At 30.9% G+C, this 16,741-nt stretch carries 15 protein-coding genes; 12 read left to right on the top strand and 3 right to left on the bottom strand.

Features of this window, described 5'->3' with window-relative positions; genetic code table 11:
- Nucleotides 1-65 precede the first annotated feature (65 nt).
- Both ACY2IJ_RS04815 and porX read right to left on the bottom strand, forming a co-directional pair.
- On the bottom strand, nt 66-554 hold the full coding sequence (locus ACY2IJ_RS04815) for an acyl-CoA thioesterase (protein ID WP_476726025.1): 489 nt from the start codon (nt 552-554) through the stop codon (nt 66-68).
- Between the two features lies 1 nt (nt 555).
- Complete coding sequence (gene porX, locus ACY2IJ_RS04810; RefSeq protein WP_476726024.1) at nt 556-2,106, bottom strand: T9SS response regulator signal transducer PorX; 1,551 nt, start codon at nt 2,104-2,106, stop codon at nt 556-558.
- Between the two features lie 75 nt (nt 2,107-2,181).
- On the opposite strand from porX, the gene ACY2IJ_RS04805 reads away from it, so the two are divergent.
- Genes ACY2IJ_RS04805 through efp form a run of 5 tightly spaced genes read left to right on the top strand, consistent with a single transcriptional unit; the run spans nt 2,182 to nt 7,229 of the window.
- A complete protein-coding gene (locus ACY2IJ_RS04805) occupies nt 2,182-3,414 on the top strand; it encodes an HD domain-containing protein (RefSeq protein ID WP_476726023.1) in 1,233 nt (410 codons plus the stop codon).
- Between the two features lie 30 nt (nt 3,415-3,444).
- Entirely contained in the window at nt 3,445-4,449 is a 1,005-nt protein-coding gene (gene lpxD / locus ACY2IJ_RS04800; RefSeq protein ID WP_476726022.1) for a UDP-3-O-(3-hydroxymyristoyl)glucosamine N-acyltransferase, read from the top strand.
- A 22-nt stretch (nt 4,450-4,471) separates the two neighbouring features.
- Nucleotides 4,472-5,860, top strand: a complete 1,389-nt coding sequence (locus tag ACY2IJ_RS04795) for a bifunctional UDP-3-O-[3-hydroxymyristoyl] N-acetylglucosamine deacetylase/3-hydroxyacyl-ACP dehydratase (protein WP_476726021.1) — start codon at nt 4,472-4,474, stop codon at nt 5,858-5,860.
- A 4-nt stretch (nt 5,861-5,864) separates the two neighbouring features.
- Nucleotides 5,865-6,647 (top strand): acyl-ACP--UDP-N-acetylglucosamine O-acyltransferase, encoded by a 783-nt coding sequence (gene lpxA, locus ACY2IJ_RS04790; RefSeq protein ID WP_476726020.1) that lies wholly within the window; start codon nt 5,865-5,867, stop codon nt 6,645-6,647.
- Between the two features lie 18 nt (nt 6,648-6,665).
- Entirely contained in the window at nt 6,666-7,229 is a 564-nt protein-coding gene (gene efp / locus ACY2IJ_RS04785; protein ID WP_476726019.1) for an elongation factor P, read from the top strand.
- A gap of 106 nt (nt 7,230-7,335) precedes the next feature.
- Here efp and ACY2IJ_RS04780 read toward each other — a convergent pair whose 3' ends face one another.
- Entirely contained in the window at nt 7,336-8,976 is a 1,641-nt protein-coding gene (locus tag ACY2IJ_RS04780; protein WP_476726018.1) for a helix-turn-helix transcriptional regulator, read from the bottom strand.
- A 165-nt stretch (nt 8,977-9,141) separates the two neighbouring features.
- Between ACY2IJ_RS04780 and ACY2IJ_RS04775 the strand changes: the two genes are divergently transcribed.
- Genes ACY2IJ_RS04775 through ACY2IJ_RS04745 form a run of 7 tightly spaced genes read left to right on the top strand, consistent with a single transcriptional unit; the run spans nt 9,142 to nt 16,732 of the window.
- Nucleotides 9,142-10,578, top strand: a complete 1,437-nt coding sequence (locus ACY2IJ_RS04775) for a Gfo/Idh/MocA family protein (protein WP_476726017.1) — start codon at nt 9,142-9,144, stop codon at nt 10,576-10,578.
- 12 nt (nt 10,579-10,590) lie between these two features.
- Complete coding sequence (locus tag ACY2IJ_RS04770; RefSeq protein ID WP_476726016.1) at nt 10,591-11,343, top strand: 3-keto-disaccharide hydrolase; 753 nt, start codon at nt 10,591-10,593, stop codon at nt 11,341-11,343.
- 19 nt (nt 11,344-11,362) lie between these two features.
- Nucleotides 11,363-12,280, top strand: a complete 918-nt coding sequence (locus tag ACY2IJ_RS04765) for a sugar phosphate isomerase/epimerase family protein (RefSeq protein WP_476726015.1) — start codon at nt 11,363-11,365, stop codon at nt 12,278-12,280.
- Between the two features lie 36 nt (nt 12,281-12,316).
- Nucleotides 12,317-13,117, top strand: a complete 801-nt coding sequence (locus tag ACY2IJ_RS04760) for a 6-phosphogluconolactonase (protein WP_476726014.1) — start codon at nt 12,317-12,319, stop codon at nt 13,115-13,117.
- A gap of 6 nt (nt 13,118-13,123) precedes the next feature.
- On the top strand, nt 13,124-14,350 hold the full coding sequence (locus ACY2IJ_RS04755) for an MFS transporter (protein WP_476726013.1): 1,227 nt from the start codon (nt 13,124-13,126) through the stop codon (nt 14,348-14,350).
- A 45-nt stretch (nt 14,351-14,395) separates the two neighbouring features.
- Entirely contained in the window at nt 14,396-16,081 is a 1,686-nt protein-coding gene (locus ACY2IJ_RS04750) for a GMC oxidoreductase (protein ID WP_476726012.1), read from the top strand.
- Nucleotides 16,082-16,096: 15 nt separating this feature from the next.
- Nucleotides 16,097-16,732 carry a gluconate 2-dehydrogenase subunit 3 family protein gene (locus ACY2IJ_RS04745; RefSeq protein ID WP_476726011.1) on the top strand — a complete coding sequence of 212 codons (636 nt, stop codon included), beginning with the start codon at nt 16,097-16,099 and terminating at the stop codon, nt 16,730-16,732.
- Nucleotides 16,733-16,741: the final 9 nt, after the last annotated feature.

Here is a 16,741-nt window from a genome sequence, read left to right as displayed (position 1 = left end):
ATTTTTCGGTTAAAAGTTTTTATTGATCAACCTTTAAAAGCACAACTTTTTAAGAGTAAAAGTAGTTAACTTTTTTTCTGAAGCATTCTTATATTTTTCTCGCGTTCATCAAAAGAAGTTTCTTTAACAGGTAAAACCACGTCGTTAAATAATTCCATTAGTTTAGAACTGTGTTCTCTGGTGGTATTTTTCTTCAAATCAACATGAACAAAGGTAATCCAAGCAAACGCTTTTAATTTGTCTTTTTTCTTGTTAAACATTCTCATTTCTACTTTCATGTGCTTTTTAGAATATTCTAAGGTCTGAGATTCAAAAGCAATTTCTTCCATAGTATAAACAGGCAGAATGTAGGCTAGTTGTGTATTAGAAACCACCCAACCAATGTGTTCTTCACGAATCATTTTAAAAATATCAATCCCATAAGCGTTTAACACTTGGTCTTCACGTTGATTGATGAAATAATCAACATAACGACCATTGTTTAAATGATTAAAGGGATCACAATCTTGAAAACGGATTTTGGTACTGCTTGTTAATACTTTTGGTTTTTCCATATTAGTTTTTGGGTTTAAAAATACTACAAGGAATAATCATTTCTTCTAAAGAAACTCCTCCATGTTGATAGGTGTTTTTAAAATATTTAGTGTAGTGATTTTGGTTGTTTGGGTATACAAAGAACAAATTGTCTTTGGCAAAAATAAAAGAACTATTCATGTGTTCTTGTGGTAAAAAAATTTGTTTAGGATCATGTTCTGCATACACATCTTTTTCTTGATAGGTAATACTTCTACCTGTTTTGTATCTTAGGTTAGAAGCTATGGCTTTGGTTCCTATAACTTGTGTAGGTTTGTTACAATTTATGGTTCCATGATCGGTAGTTAAAATTAATTTAACATTGTCTTTTTGTGCTTTTTTAATGAGCTCTAACATAGAAGAATTTTGAAACCAAGTTTCAGTTAAAGCTCTATAAGCTTTATCATCAGAAGCCAATTCACGAATTACCTTAGTGTCTGTTTTGGCATGTGATAACATATCTACAAAATTGAATACGACAATATTAAATTTGTTGTCTTTGTATTGATTGTAGTTTTGTACCAATTCTTTTCCAGATTTCTGATTTCCTATTTTATGGTAAGAAAAAGAATAATCTTTTTTTAATGTTTTTAATTGACGTTTTAAGAATTCTTCTTCATGCATGTTTTTACCGCCCTCATCATTTTCGTTTAGCCAAATGTCTTTATGTTTTTGATCCATTTCTAAAGGAGTTAATCCGGAAAAAATGGCATTTCTTGCATAGTGTGTAGCTGTGGGTAAAATGCTATAAAAAGGAATTTCCTCTTGTTTTTTGTAATGGTTAGAAATACTTCTTTCAATCATTAAATACTGATCGTAACGAAGATTGTCTACTACAATAACCAAACTTTTTTCGGTGCTTTCTATTTCGGGTAAAATTACATTTTTAAAAAGCTGGTGCGATAAAATAGGAGCATCATCATCATAAAACCAATCGGCATAATTTTTTTTAATAAACTTAAAAAAGATTTGATTGGCTTCTTGTTTCTGACTTTCTAAAATTCCCAGCAATCCTGCATCATCAATATTTTCTAATTCAAGTTCCCAATGCACCAATTTTTTGTAAATATCTACCCAAGCTTCATGAGAGTTTACAGAAGCCAATTCCATAGAAATCTTTCTAAATTCTTGCTGGTAGTTTATGGTTGTGCGTTCGCTAATTAGTCTATTGTGATCTAAATTCTTTTTTAAACTTAAAAGTATTTGGTTTGGGTTGACAGGCTTGATTAAATAATCGGCAATTTTAGAACCAATGGCTTCTTCCATTAAATATTCTTCTTCACTTTTGGTAATCATAATAATAGGTACATTAGACACCATATTGTTAATTTCTGTAAGTGTTTCTAAACCAGATAATCCGGGCATGTTTTCATCTAAAAAGATAACATCATAATTGTTTTCTTTTACCAAATCCAAAGCATCAGCACCATTGGTACAGGGGGTTACTTGATAGTTTTTTTTTTCTAAAAAAAGAATATGTGGTTTTAATAAGTTGATTTCATCATCAACCCATAAAATTTGAATTGTGTTCATGTGGTAAGAATCTGTTAATTACAAACTATAAAGGATTTAGATTTTTATATTTGCATTACCTTAAAAGTACAAAAATTGAAAAGCTTGTCCAATAAAGTTAAGATTATAAACGATCCAATCTATGGATTTATTACAATTCCGAACAAATTAATTTTTGATTTAATAGAACACCCTTACTTTCAGCGATTAAGAAGAATTACGCAAATGGGAATGTCTAACTTGGTATACCCAGGAGCACATCACACACGTTTTCATCATGCTGTAGGGTGTATGCATTTAATGCAAAAAGCCATTACGGTTTTACAAACCAAAGGTGTTCAAATATCTAAAGAAGAAAAAAATGCGGTTTGCATTGCTATTTTATTGCACGATATTGGTCACGGACCTTATTCACATGCTTTAGAACATAGTATTGTAGATGGAATTAGTCATGAAAGTATTTCGCTAATTTTTATGAAAGCTTTAAATAAAGAGTTTAAAGGAAAATTAGACTTGGCACTAGAAATATTTGAAGGAAAGTATTCGCGTAAGTTTTTAAACCAGTTGGTCTCTAGTCAGTTAGATATTGATAGAATGGATTATTTAAAAAGAGATAGTTTTTATACGGGAGTTGCAGAAGGAAACATTAGTTCTGAACGTTTGATAGATATGTTAAATGTGGTAGATGATCAGTTGGTAGTAGAAGAAAAAGGAATTTATTCTGTAGAAAAATTTATTGTAGGTAGAAGATTAATGTATTGGCAGGTTTATTTGCATAAAGCAGGAGTGGTTGCCGAGAAAATGTTGGTAAATCTATTGGCTAGAGCAAAATTTTTAGCACGCAATGGTGTAGAATTACCTTCTAGTAAAGCTTTGCATTATTTTTTATATAAAGATATAGACAAAGACTTTAGCAAAGAAACCTTAAAAACGTTTTCTAGATTAGATGATTACGATATTTTGTCTGCCATAAAAGACTGGATTAGTCATAACGATAAAATTCTTTCTCAACTTTCTGAAATGATTATCAATAGAAAATTGTTAAAAGTTCAATTAAGTAACGAGCCTTTTAATGAAGAATCTATTTCTTTAATAAAAAACAGCATGGAACAAAAAGGTTGGACTCAAGAAGAAATGAACTATTTTTTTATTCAAGATACCATTACAAATCAGGCATATAACGATACCACAAGCAAAATATATTTGTATTATAAAAATGGTCAAATCATAGATTTAGTAGAAGCATCAGACCAACTAAACATTCAGGCTTTAACCAAGCCAGTAATAAAACACTTTCTTTGTTATCCAAAAGGGATCAAAATGGCCTAAATAGATTTTAATTTTATATTTTTGCGAATAATGGAATTTAAAGCAACACAAATAGCTGAAATTTTAGGAGGAGAAATTGTTGGAGATGCATCTGCTACTGTTTCTACCTTAGCTAAAATAGAAGAGGGAGAAAAAGGGACGATGACATTTTTATCAAACCCTAAATACACCAAATACATATACACAACAAAAGCTTCAATAGTAATAGTAAATAAAACTTTTGAACCCACAGAGTCTATAGCTGCGACTTTAATAAAGGTAGAAGATGCCTATCAGGCATTTACGCAAGTTTTAGAATTTTATAACGAATATAAAAATCAAAAAAGCGGAATAGAAGCACCCGTAAGTATTAACGACTCCGCAAAATTAGGAGATGATATTTACTTAGGAGCCTTTACATCTATAGGGGCTAATGTGTTTATAGGGAATAATGTTAAAATATACCCTAACTGTTATATTGGTGATAATGTTGTTATAAAAGACAATACCACACTTTTTTCTGGAGTAAAAATATATGCAGATTGTCAAATAGGAAACAACTGTAAAATTCATGCAGGAGCCGTAATTGGTGCCGATGGTTTTGGCTTTGCCCCAACAAGTGAAGGAGATTATAAAAGCATTCCACAAATAGGAAATGTGGTGATAGAAGATCATGTAGACGTAGGAGCTAATACTACCATAGATAGAGCTACTATGGGATCTACAGTTATCAAACAAGGAGTTAAGTTAGACAACTTAATTCAAATAGGTCATAACGTAGTTGTAGGAAAAAACACCGTAATAGCTGCCCAAACAGCAATAGCAGGTTCTAGTAAAGTAGGCGAAAACTGTATGATAGGTGGGCATGTAGCAATATCAGGACATATAGAAATAGGAAATAACGTTAAAATTTCCGGAAAAACAGGGGTAGGTAAAAATATAAAAGACAATTCTGTAATTAGAGGAATTCCTGCAATGAATTATAACGATTACAATAAATCATATATTTATTTTAGAAAACTACCACAAATTGTAGAAGAACTAAGAAATAAATAAAACGCTTTTAAAAAGTAAAAGGATGCTAAAACAAAGAACAATCCAAAAGGAAGTAACCTTAACAGGTATAGGATTACATACAGGTAAAAATGTTACTATGGTATTTAAACCAGCTCCAGAGAACCATGGATATGCGTTTGTACGTGTAGATTTAGAAGGAAATCCTACTATTGAAGCAAAAGTAGAATATGTTACCGAAACCGAAAGAGGTACCAATCTAGAAAAAAAAGGTGTTAGTATCAATACGTCAGAACACGTTTTAGCAGCAGCAGTAGGTTTACAAATAGACAACTTAATTATAGAAATAGATGCTTCAGAACCACCTATAATGGATGGATCTTCTAAATATTTTGTAGAAGCATTAGAATCTGCAGGAATTGTAGAACAAAACGCAGCTGTAGAAGAATATATAGTTAAAGATGTAGTTTCTTATAAAGATGAGGCAACAGGTAGCGAAATAATATTAATGCCTGCAGACACTTATCAAATAACAACAATGGTAGATTTTGGAACTAAAATTTTAGGAACTCAAAATGCTACATTAGATAATATTTCAAACTTTAAAAATGAGATTTCTGCAGCCAGAACTTTTAGTTTTTTACACGAGTTAGAAATGTTGCTAGAACACAATTTAATTAAAGGAGGAGATTTAAACAATGCTATTGTGTATGTAGATAAAGAAATATCTCCAGAAACTTTAGAAAAATTAAAGAAAGCCTTTGGTAAAGATGAAATAAAAGTAACACCTAACGGAATTTTAGACAATTTAGAGTTGCATTGGGCTAACGAAGCTGCAAAACATAAATTGTTAGACGTAATAGGTGATTTGGCATTGGTAGGAACTCGTATTAGAGGAAAAGTAATTGCAAACAAACCAGGACACAAAATAAACACCCTGTTTGGAAAACGATTGGCCAATATCATTAAACAAGAAAAAAGAAAAAGCGTTCCAACTTATGATTTGAATCAGCCACCATTGATGGACATCAATCAAATCATGAAATTATTACCACACAGACCTCCATTTTTATTAATTGATAGAATTTTAGATTTAGGAGATGACTTTGTTGTGGGAATGAAAAACGTATCTATGAATGAACCATTTTTTGTAGGTCACTTTCCAGAAGCACCAGTAATGCCAGGAGTATTGCAAATAGAAGCCATGGCACAATGTGGAGGAATATTAGTATTAAGTTCTGTACCAGATCCAGAAAACTATTTGACTTACTTTATGAAAATGGACAATGTTAAATTTAAACAAAAAGTTTTACCAGGAGACACCTTAATATTTAAAGCAGAATTAATTTCTCCAATAAGAAGAGGAATTTGTCACATGAGATCTGTAGGTTATGCGAATGGTAAAATAGTAGTGGAAGCCGAGTTAATGGCTCAAATAGCAAAGAAAAACTAAAAATATGAATCAACCATTAGCATATGTACACCCAGGAGCAAAAATAGCTCGTAATGTGGTTATAGAACCCTTTACAACAATACATAACAATGTAAAAATAGGTTCTGGAACTTGGATCGGGTCTAATGTTACGATTATGGAAGGAGCTGTAATTGGTGAAAATTGTAAAATTTTTCCAGGAGCAGTAATTTCAGCAGTTCCTCAAGATTTAAAATACGATGGAGAAGAAACGACCACAATTATAGGTAACAATGTAACCATTAGAGAATGTGTAACCATTAACCGTGGTACGGCAGATAGAATGAAAACAGTTATAGGAGATAACTGTTTAATTATGGCATATTGCCACGTAGCACACGATTGTATTGTTGGTAATAACTGTATATTTTCTAACGGAAGTACGTTAGCAGGTCATGCCAATGTAGGAGATAATGTGATTTTAGCAGGAATGACAGCCATTCATCAATTCTGTTCAATAGGAGATCATGCTTTTGTAACTGGTGGTTCATTAGTAAGAAAAGACGTTCCTCCGTTTGTAAAAGCAGCAAGAGAACCATTATCATATGTAGGAATTAATTCTGTAGGATTAAGAAGAAGAGGTTTTTCTACAGAAAAAATAAGAGAAATTCAAAACATATATAGAATCCTATTCCAAAGTTCTTACAATAACACCCAAGCAATTAGAATTATTGAAGCAGAAATGGAAGCTACAAGTGAAAGAGATGATATTATCAAATTCATCCAAAATTCACAAAGAGGAATTATGAAAGGATATTTTAGTAATTAAGAATAAAAATAAGGATAGATGGCAACTACATCAGATATTAGAAATGGATTGTGTATTGTATACAATAGCGATACATATAAAATAACAGAATTTCAACATGTAAAACCAGGAAAAGGACCTGCTTTTGTAAGAACTAAATTAAAAAGTTTAACAACAGGTAAGGTTATAGACAATACTTTTTCTGCAGGACATAAAATTGAAGAGGTAAGAGTTGAAACAAGAAAGTATCAATATTTATATGCAGAAGGGGAAACTTTTCATTTTATGAATACGGATGATTACAACCAAATTACATTAGAAAGAAGTGTTTTAGATGCTCCAGATTTGTTAAAAGAAGGAGAAGTTGTAACAGTAATTGTTAGATCAGAAGACGAGTTACCATTGGCTGTAGAAATGCCTCAGTCTGTAATTTTAGAAGTAACCTATACAGAACCAGGTGTAAAAGGAAATACAGCAACAAACGCTACCAAACCAGCAACTGTAGAAACAGGAGCTTCTGTTAATGTACCTTTATTTATTAATGAAGGAGATATGATAAAAATAGAAACAGCAAAAGGAACTTATCAAGAAAGAGTTAAGTAATAGTTTCGGTATACATAAATTAAAAAGGGAAGGAGAAGTGTGAGTTTTTTCTTCCCTTTTTTGTGAAAGAGTTTTTAGAAAAATAAGAAGAGGTTATGAACCCATATTAAGGACATAAATTATCTATGTATTTTTCTAAGCTTTCGGAACGACCTAATCCAATTTTTTTTCTAATTCTAGATCTTGAAACATGAATACTATGAGGTTCAATTTTTAAAATTTTAGCCATTTCTTTTACAGTAAACTTTAACTTAATTAATGCGCAATGCTTTTTTTCAGTATTACTTAATTCAGGATGCTTCTTTTCCAGTGTGTTATAGAAACTATTATTAATTTGTGTGAACCTCTTGTTAAACTGATTCCATAAATCATCAGACCCTTTTTTGTATTTGTAATTTAAATACTTATATTTACTAGGGGCTTCTTCCTTAATAGTATTTAATAGTTCTTCTATAGAATTGTCTTTATCTATAAGTTGTAAAGCATAAGAAACTAATTCTTTGTTTTTAGTGATTATTTTTGATTTATTTTCTTGTTCTCTTAATTGGCTTTCGATTTCAAAAATACGTTTAGCTTCAATGGTTTTTTTCAAGTGTAATTTCATTTTTACAACTATCAAAAACGTTAAAAAAAGAACAAAGAAAACTACTAAGCCAATTTTTAAACGGATTTGAATTAGTTCATTTTTTTTTAATAAATCATGTTGTTTTTTTAAGAGCTGTTCTTGTATTTTTGTTTTTTTAAAATAAGAATTTTTAATTTCTAAAAAATCATTGTTAGTGCTATTTAATTTTTCAGAGATACTATCAGATATTTTTTTTGATTTTAAAAGTGAAAAATAACCATCTTTAATTTTTTGTTGAGAAACTTGAGTTTTACTAAGGTGGTATAAAACATCAGCAAGCATAGTTCTTGGTAAGTGATTTTGATCTATAATTTTTAAACTTTTATCAAAATAATAAAAGGCACTATCAGGTTGATTTATTATAGTTTTTAATTCACCTAAGTAATTATAAACTCCAGCACGATAATTTAAGCTTAATTCTTCTTGTTCTTTTTTTGATACATGTAAGAATTTATGAGCTAAACTATAATTACCCTTTTTAAGCATAAGATGACCTCTTTCTGCATTAATTAAAGCAGAAATATAATTCTTTTTATTGTTTTCTAAAGGTTGGCAAGAGTCCAGATACTTTAAAGCAATATCATAATTTTTTAAGAAACAATTTCTATCAGCCATTGCTAGGTAGCTTGCATTTAGTTGAGTGTTTTTTTTATTTATGTTTTTATAATTTATTTTTTTAGAGGCTTGGAGAGATTGATTTATATGAAATAATGATTTTCTTTCGATCTTGTATAAGTGATACAGTTCGGATAATTTTCTATGTATTATACTTTCATAATAAAAATTATTAGTTTTTTGTGATAGGAATAATCCATTCCATAAACAATCAAATGTTTTGTTTAGGATTCCTTGATGTTGATAAGCAGTAGAGAGATTTATATAAGAAAAAATTATATTAATAGAATCTTTTTTTTTCTTAAAATATTTTAGACTCTCTGTAATAATTTTTGAAGATTGAATAGGTTGTTTTCTAACAGTTAAATACGTTTTTTTTATGTTTTCTATATATATATAAGTTGAATCCTTTATTTGTTTATTATTTTGTGCTTCAATAGTTGTAATATTTACCAATAAGCATATGTATAGAAATACTATATAGGTAATTCTTTCTTTAATAGTCATTTATGTGTTCGTTGTATAGTTTAAATTTATTGTAAATATAAATTTTTATCTTATTGTGTAGTCTTTATATAGTCTCTATATTTTTTTTTACTAAAGGTTTGTGTTTAGATTTGAAATATTGATATGAAGAATTAATTATGAAAGTATCCAAATATTATAAATAGTATGAAAAATTTATCAAGAAGAAATTTTATTAAAAATACTGGGGTTGTAGCTGCGGGCTGTATGATATTACCTAATATTTTAGCATCTTCTCCAAATAGTGTTGTAAACGTGGCTATTATAGGAGTAAATGGTAGAGGGTTAAGAAATTGGACTGAAACATTAGGAATAAGAGGGGATTATAGAAGAATAAAGGACGGTTTAGAACCTGGTGGTCCAAGAAAAGCACATAAACACGTAAGAATTGTAGCTATGTGTGATGTTGATGAAGAGAGAGCTGCAGAGTCATATAAAATGATGCCAGATGTTAAAAAGTTTAAAGATTTTAGAGTGATGTTAGACAAAATGCATAAAGATATTGATGCAGTTATTATATCAACACCAGATCATACTCATTTTGCAGCTACAATGGCAGCAATGGAAATGGGAAAACATGTATATGTAGAAAAACCCTTAGCACATAATATTTGGCAACTAAGAACTTTAAAGAAAGCAGAGAAATATTATAATGTTGTAACTCAGTTAGGAAACCAGGGACATGCATCTGATGGGATTAGAAATGTAAAAGAATGGTATGACCAAGGAATAGTTGGAGATGTAAAAGAAGTACATGCATGGTTTAATGGTCCTAAATATGGTCCTAAAAAGTGGTTTAATAAACCAACAACATACCCTCCAAAAGAAGAAACAATGAAAAATGGATTGGATTGGGATTTATGGTTAGGTCCTGCATCAAAGCGACCTTTTAGCAATAGTTATTTGCCAAAGTGGTGGAGATCATACTTTGATTTAGGTACAGGAATGTTGGGGGATTGGGGATGCCATACATTGGATGCACCTTTTTGGACTTTAGAAATGGGAATGCCTACAGTAATAGAACCCTTGCATTCCGTTTTAAGTCCTAATCCTGTTATGTTTGGACCGGATCAATCTATATTAAGATATCAATTCCCAGAAAGAGGAAATAAACCAGCAATAACAATGAATTGGTATGAAGGAGGTAAAAAACCAGAAAATAGACCTGAATGGGGGTTAAATAAAGTTCCTAGTATTGGTATGTTAATGATTGGTGAAAAGGAAACAGTTATGACTGCTGGAAAACCCTATAATCCTAAAATGTTAATGTCTAAGTCTAATTGGGAAGAATTTAACAAGAAAGGTTGGGAAAAGACTATTAGAAGAATACCAAATGAAGATCCTCATGCGGAATTTATAGCAGCTATTAGAGGTACAGGTCCAACACCAGGCTCTAGTTTTAGTTATGGTGCGGATTTAACGGAAGTGGCATTGTTAGGAGCATTAGCACAACGTTTTAATACTAGGATAGAATACGATGCTGTAAATATGAAGATTACCAATCAACCAGCTTTAAATCAGTATATTAAGGAAGAGGTTAGAGAAGGATGGTCTTTTGGTGAAAACTTGTGGAAAAATAATTAAAATATAACTAAAATGAATTTGAATATAATGAAAATAAGCACTCTAATTTTTTTGTTAACATTTAAAGTATTATTGGCTCAAAATACTTCTTTTTATAAAAGTCAAGGATATAAATCGTTATTCAACGGTGAGGACTTGTCTAGTTTTGTAATTCCAGAGAATGACGGTGGCAACTGGACAGCGTTTAAAGGAGTTATCGATTGTGCTGTAGATTCCAAAGCAGAGAAAGGAAAAAGACATTTGTTTACGAAAGAATCCTTTAAAGATTTTGCTTTACATGTAGAATGGCGTTTTAAAGGTTATGGAGACTTCTTATTCGATATGCCTACAATTTTACCTAATGGAGAGTATTTGTTAGATGAAAAAGGAGAAAAAATAACAAAAAAAGCCCCTAATGCAGATTCAGGGATTATGATTAAGGGACTTGGACAGGTCAATTTGTGGTGTTGGGGTGTAGGTTCTGGTGAATTATGGGAGGTTAGAAAAAATAAAAAATTAACACCAAAACAAATAGCGGCTGCTGTACCTAGTTCAAATCAAGATAACCCAGTAGGTTCATGGAACGCAATGGATATATATGTTGTAGGCAATCGAATTACAGTAATTAATAATGGAATTATTGTTATAGATAATGCATATCATCCTGGAATTGATAAAAAGGGGCCAATAGGGTTACAACATCATGGGAACAGACATAAATCAGGAAGATATGGGCCAACATCTAGTTTGGTACAATTTAAAAACCTTTGGATAAAGGAACTTTAATAACAAAAAAACCTACAAAATGTTAGATCTGGGATTTGTAAGTGCAATTTTAGCTGATGATAGTTTAGAGAATGTGATAGAATTTGCTTCAAAGAATCAGTTTAAGTGTATAGAGGTAATGTGTTGGCCAAAAGGAGTTGCAGAAAGACGATATGCAGGAGTTACACATATTGATGTAGATGAATTAGATGATAAGAGGACAGAAGAAATAAAAAAGATATTAAAAGAAAAGGAGATTTATATTTCTGCACTTGGATATTACCCTAATCCTATGGATGCAGATGAAGTACAAGCTGTTTATTATAGAAATCATATTATAAAAGTAATTAAAGCTGCATCTCGGTTAGGAATACCTATTGTAAATACTTTTATAGGTAGAAATCCGTTAAGAAACGTTGAAGATAATTTAGAGACTTTCGCGAAAGTATGGCCAGCTATTATTAAAGAAGCGGAGAGATATAGTATTAAAATAGCTATTGAAAACTGCCCAATGATTTTTACCAAAGATGAATGGCCTGGGGGGAGAAATTTAGCAACTACCCCTTTTATATGGAAAAAAATGTTTGAAATAATCCGAAGTCCATATTTTGGATTAAATTATGATCCTTCTCATATGGTTTGGCAACAAATGGATGAAATACAGCCTATTTATGATTTTAGAGAAAAAATATTTCATATACACTTGAAGGATGCAAAGGTTTATAGAGATAAATTAAATAAAGTTGGTATAATGGCTTATCCTTTAGAATTTCACTCGCCAAAAATCCCAGGCTTAGGCGATGTTAATTGGAGAAGTTTTTTTTCAGCAATAACATCTGTAAAGTACAAAGGGTCTGTTGTTGTAGAAATAGAGGACAAAGCTTATGAAGATTCAAGAGAAGATATTATTTCTGCAATTTTAACAAGTAGAAATTATTTAAATCAGTTCTTGAGTTAAGTATAGTAAAGACCAACTTATAAACTGTCTAAAAGTATGGAACCAATTAAAAGAATAAAGTTCAAGAAGCTTCTGGTTAAAGTTTATAAAGTTGCAGATTTAGCATCTATTGCAATAGCTAGAGAAATAGCAGATTTAATTATAAAGAAACAAAAATTAGGTGAAAAATGCGTAATAGGTTTAGCCACAGGTAATTCACCTGTAATGGTTTACAAAGAATTAATAAGATTACATAGAGAAGAAGATCTTAGTTTTTATAATGTGGTGAGTTTTAATTTAGATGAGTATTATCCAATTAAGAAAAACAATATTAATAGTTTTCATTACTTTATGTATAAGCATTTGTTTAATTCTATAGATATTCCAAAAGATCAAATTTTTATTCCTGATGGGGAAATAAAAGTAAATGAATTAGAGGTGTACTGTGCTAATTATGAAGAGGAAATAGAAAAAAATGGAGGAATAGATTTTCAGCTACTTGGTATAGGGAGAACAGGACATATTGGTTTTAACGAGCCAGGTTCACAAGTACATACAATAACACGTTTAGTAGAGTTAGATTCACTAACCAAATCAGATAATTCAGGGGTTTTTAAAAGTTCTGAGAATGTACCAGATTATGCAATTACTATGGGGATTCAAACAGTATGTAAAGCAAAACAAATAGCTTTAGTTGCATGGGGAAGAGAAAAAGCTCCTATTGTAAGTAAAATGTTGAGAGGAGAAGTAACAGCTAATTTACCAGCCACATTTCTACAAACTCATCCCAGTGCAATTGTTTACTTAGATCAATATGCTAGTTTACGTTTATTAAAAAACTTCAATAACGAAAAATAGAAAAAATTGAAAATAAGATTAAGAATAAAGTTGTCCTTAATGATGTTTATACAGTTTTGTATATGGGGAGCTTGGTATGGACAAATGAGTAAGTATATGTTGTTAGAATTAGGAGCAACAGGAAGCCAAGTAGGAAAAACTTATGCAGGTTTTTCTATAGCTATGATACTATCACCTTTTTTTACAGGAGTACTAGCGGATAGGTTATTTTCTGCACAAAAAGTATTAGGTTTTTTAAATTTAGCTGGAGCACTAATTCTAAGTTGGTTAATAAGTGTAGATAATCCAGATTTGTTTTTTTGGGTAATGATGCTCTATTGTTTAACATTCACCCCAACCCTAGCATTAACTAGTGCTATAGCAATGAGACAAATGAAGGATCCAGAGAAAGACTTTCCATCTATTCGAGTTTTTGGTACTATTGCATGGGTTTTTATTGTCAATGTTATTGGTTGGATGGGAGTCGGAGGAGATGTAATGATTTTTAAAGTGTCATTGCTATGTTCCTTGTTTTTAGGAATTTATGCTTTCTTTCTGCCAGAGACATCTCCAACTATTTCCGATAAATTTACAATAGCTCATGTTTTCGGAAAAGATGTTTTTTCTTTGCTTAAAGATAAATCATACTTAATATTTTTTATATCGTCAATTTTAACGTGTATACCTCTAGCATTTTATTTTACATGGACAAATCCATCTTTAACAGATGCATATACGTTGGCCTTCCCAAATCAAAACATGATGGAGTTTAGGATAGAAAATAAAATGTCTTTAGGTCAAATATCAGAAGTTTCGTTTATGTTAATTCTTCCTTTTTTTTATAAAAAATATGGAGTAAAAAAAATATTAATCGTAGCATTATTGGCATGGATTGCTCGTTTCTTGTTTTTTGGATATGGAAATGCAACTTCCTATGAATGGATGTTTTATATAGCAATTCTTCTACATGGAATATGCTACGATTTCTTTTTTGTTTCTGGAATGATTTATACAGATGCAAAAGCTAGTAAAGGAATTAAATCTCAAGCACAAGGTTTAATTAGTTTAGCCACTTATGGTGTAGGAATGCTAATAGGTTCATTTATTGCGGGTTGGGTTAAAGATTTATGTACAACAAATGATAATAATACAGATTGGTTAAAAATATGGTTTGTACCTGTGGGTATCTCTGTCTTTGTATTGGTATTTGTGTTGTTGTTTTTTAAAGGAGAATATAAAAGAGTTGGTAATTAAAAAAATATAGGACTAAAATTTATCTATATATTATTAAAGACAGTTATGAATAAAAAATATGATGCGATTGTTATTGGTACAGGAATATCTGGAGGATGGGCAGCAAAAGAATTATGCGAAGGAGGCTTAAAAACATTGGTGCTTGAGAGAGGACGTATGGTTACACATATTAAAGATTATCCAACAATGTATAAGGATCCTTGGGACTTTAAATATAGAGATAAGAGACAACCAAAAGATTTAGAACGACAGCATAAACAAATAGCAAATGGTCAAGTAAGAAAGGAGTCTTCAGCACATTGGTTTGTTGATGATATAGAACACCCTTATACCGAAAAGAAACCTTTTAGTTGGATTAGAGGTTATCATGTGGGTGGAAGATCTATTATGTGGGGAAGACAAACCTATCGTATGAGTGATTTAGACTTTGAAGCCAATAAAAGAGATGGAATTGCCATTGATTGGCCAATAAGATATAAAGACGTAGAAAAGTGGTACGATTTGGTTGAAGAATATATTGGAGTTAGTGGAGAAAATAGAGGGTTGCCACATTTACCCGATGGGAAATTCAGTCCAGCAATGCCTTTTAATGCAGTTGAAAAAGAGTTTCAAAAACAAATTGAAAAGAAATATAGTGATCGTATAGTAATGCCTTCTAGAGTAGCACATATTACAGGAGATAAAGAATATGAAGGTAGATCAAAATGTCAATATAGAAATAGATGTGTTAGAGGATGTCCTTTTGGGGGATATTTTAGCAGTAACGCTTCAACTTTACCAGCAGCAGAACGAACAGGAAATATGACTTTACGTCCTAATTCAATTGCATATGAGATTGTTTATAATGAACGTACAGGAAAAGCTTCAGGTGTAAAAGTAATTGATACCGAGACACATGAAAAACTTTATTTTGAAGCAGATATTATTTTTTGTAATGCATCTACTGTAGGTACTGCAAGTATCTTATTACAATCCAAGTCAAGACGTTTTCCAAATGGATTAGGGAATGATAGTGGTGAGTTGGGAAGAAACTTAATGGATCACCATATGAAAGTTGGTGCTTCTGCTACAGTAAAAGGCTTTGATGATCGTTATTACAAAGGAAGAAAGCCCACGAGTTTTTATATACCAAGGTTTAGAAATTTGGACGACAAAACGAAACAACAGAATTTTATTAGAGGTTATGGATACCAAGGGGGGGTAAGTAGATCAGATAATTGGAGTAAAAATATAGCGGAATTTAGTTTTGGTAAAGAATTGAAAGAAGAATTATTAAAGCCTGGTGATTGGAAGATAGGGGTATATGGTTTTGGAGAATGTTTGCCTTATCATGACAATAAAATAACTCTAAATTATAACAAGTTAGATAAATGGGGATTACCAACAGTTGAATTTGATGTGAAATTTGGTGATAATGAAAAAAATATGAGAAAAGATATGGTGTCACAAGCAGTTGAAATGTTGACTGCCGCTGGCTTTGATAATGTAAAACCTTTTAAAGGAAAATCTAACCCAGGTATTGCTATTCATGAAATGGGTACAGCTAGAATGGGACGAGATCCAAAAACATCGGTGTTAAATGAATACAATCAAATCCATACTGTTCCAAATGTGTATGTAACTGATGGAGCTTGTATGACTTCTTCAGCTTGTCAAAACCCATCATTAACTTATATGGCTTTAACTGTTAGAGCAGTAGAACATGCTATTCAAAACTTTTACGAAAAATAAAAATTGAATTTAATAATGGATAGAAGAAAAGTATTAAAGAATTTGGCTATGGGAATGGGGGGGGTTGTAGCAGCTCCAGTACTCTTGGATATTTTATATTCTTGCTCCTCACAAGAAACTAATTATAAAGACTGGCATGCTTCTGTTTTAACACCTAAAGAAAAGTTTATTGTTACTCATTTGGTGGATATTATTATTCCAGAAACAGATGTTAAAGGTGCTGTTGCTGTAAATGTTCCTCAATTTATAGATTTGATGTTAAAAGATATAGAAAGTGATACTAATAGAAATCAATTTAAAAGAGGGGCTGAATTATTTGCAATTAATTTTCAGAAAAAGTTTCATAAACCTATTTTTGAAGGAACTAAAAATGAAATAGAAGGTCTTCTGGCTATTTTTTTTCAGGTTAACCAAAAAGAAGCTGAAAGAATATATAAATTACAAAGGCAGAACATTTTTAACGTTTCTAGAGAGCAAGCAGATGAATATTCTTTATATAAGTTTTTAATTACTTTACGTTCTTTAGCTATGTTTGGTTTTGCTACATCAGAATATATAGGAGAGTTTGTGTTGAGTTACGATCCAATTCCTGGAGAATACTTGCCAGATATATCAGTAGAACAAGTTAAAAATGTATGGTCTTTGCGATAAAATAAAATT

The sequence above is a fragment of the Wenyingzhuangia gracilariae genome (genome assembly GCF_056387575.1).
Note: the sequence above shows the minus strand (reverse complement) of the source record. Positions and strands in the feature narration are given on the sequence as shown.

What these genes read in the sequence shown, in the direction of transcription:
- ACY2IJ_RS04815 (WP_476726025.1), bottom strand. Translation starts at nt 554, where the DNA reads ATGGAAAAACCAAAAGTATTAACAAGCAGTACCAAAATCCGTTTTCAA.
- porX (WP_476726024.1), bottom strand. Translation starts at nt 2,106, where the DNA reads ATGAACACAATTCAAATTTTATGGGTTGATGATGAAATCAACTTATTA.
- lpxD (WP_476726022.1), top strand. Translation starts at nt 3,445, where the DNA reads ATGGAATTTAAAGCAACACAAATAGCTGAAATTTTAGGAGGAGAAATT.
- ACY2IJ_RS04795 (WP_476726021.1), top strand. Translation starts at nt 4,472, where the DNA reads ATGCTAAAACAAAGAACAATCCAAAAGGAAGTAACCTTAACAGGTATA.
- lpxA (WP_476726020.1), top strand. Translation starts at nt 5,865, where the DNA reads ATGAATCAACCATTAGCATATGTACACCCAGGAGCAAAAATAGCTCGT.
- efp (WP_476726019.1), top strand. Translation starts at nt 6,666, where the DNA reads ATGGCAACTACATCAGATATTAGAAATGGATTGTGTATTGTATACAAT.
- ACY2IJ_RS04780 (WP_476726018.1), bottom strand. Translation starts at nt 8,976, where the DNA reads ATGACTATTAAAGAAAGAATTACCTATATAGTATTTCTATACATATGC.
- ACY2IJ_RS04775 (WP_476726017.1), top strand. Translation starts at nt 9,142, where the DNA reads ATGAAAAATTTATCAAGAAGAAATTTTATTAAAAATACTGGGGTTGTA.
- ACY2IJ_RS04770 (WP_476726016.1), top strand. Translation starts at nt 10,591, where the DNA reads ATGAATTTGAATATAATGAAAATAAGCACTCTAATTTTTTTGTTAACA.
- ACY2IJ_RS04765 (WP_476726015.1), top strand. Translation starts at nt 11,363, where the DNA reads ATGTTAGATCTGGGATTTGTAAGTGCAATTTTAGCTGATGATAGTTTA.
- ACY2IJ_RS04760 (WP_476726014.1), top strand. Translation starts at nt 12,317, where the DNA reads ATGGAACCAATTAAAAGAATAAAGTTCAAGAAGCTTCTGGTTAAAGTT.
- ACY2IJ_RS04750 (WP_476726012.1), top strand. Translation starts at nt 14,396, where the DNA reads ATGAATAAAAAATATGATGCGATTGTTATTGGTACAGGAATATCTGGA.
- ACY2IJ_RS04745 (WP_476726011.1), top strand. Translation starts at nt 16,097, where the DNA reads ATGGATAGAAGAAAAGTATTAAAGAATTTGGCTATGGGAATGGGGGGG.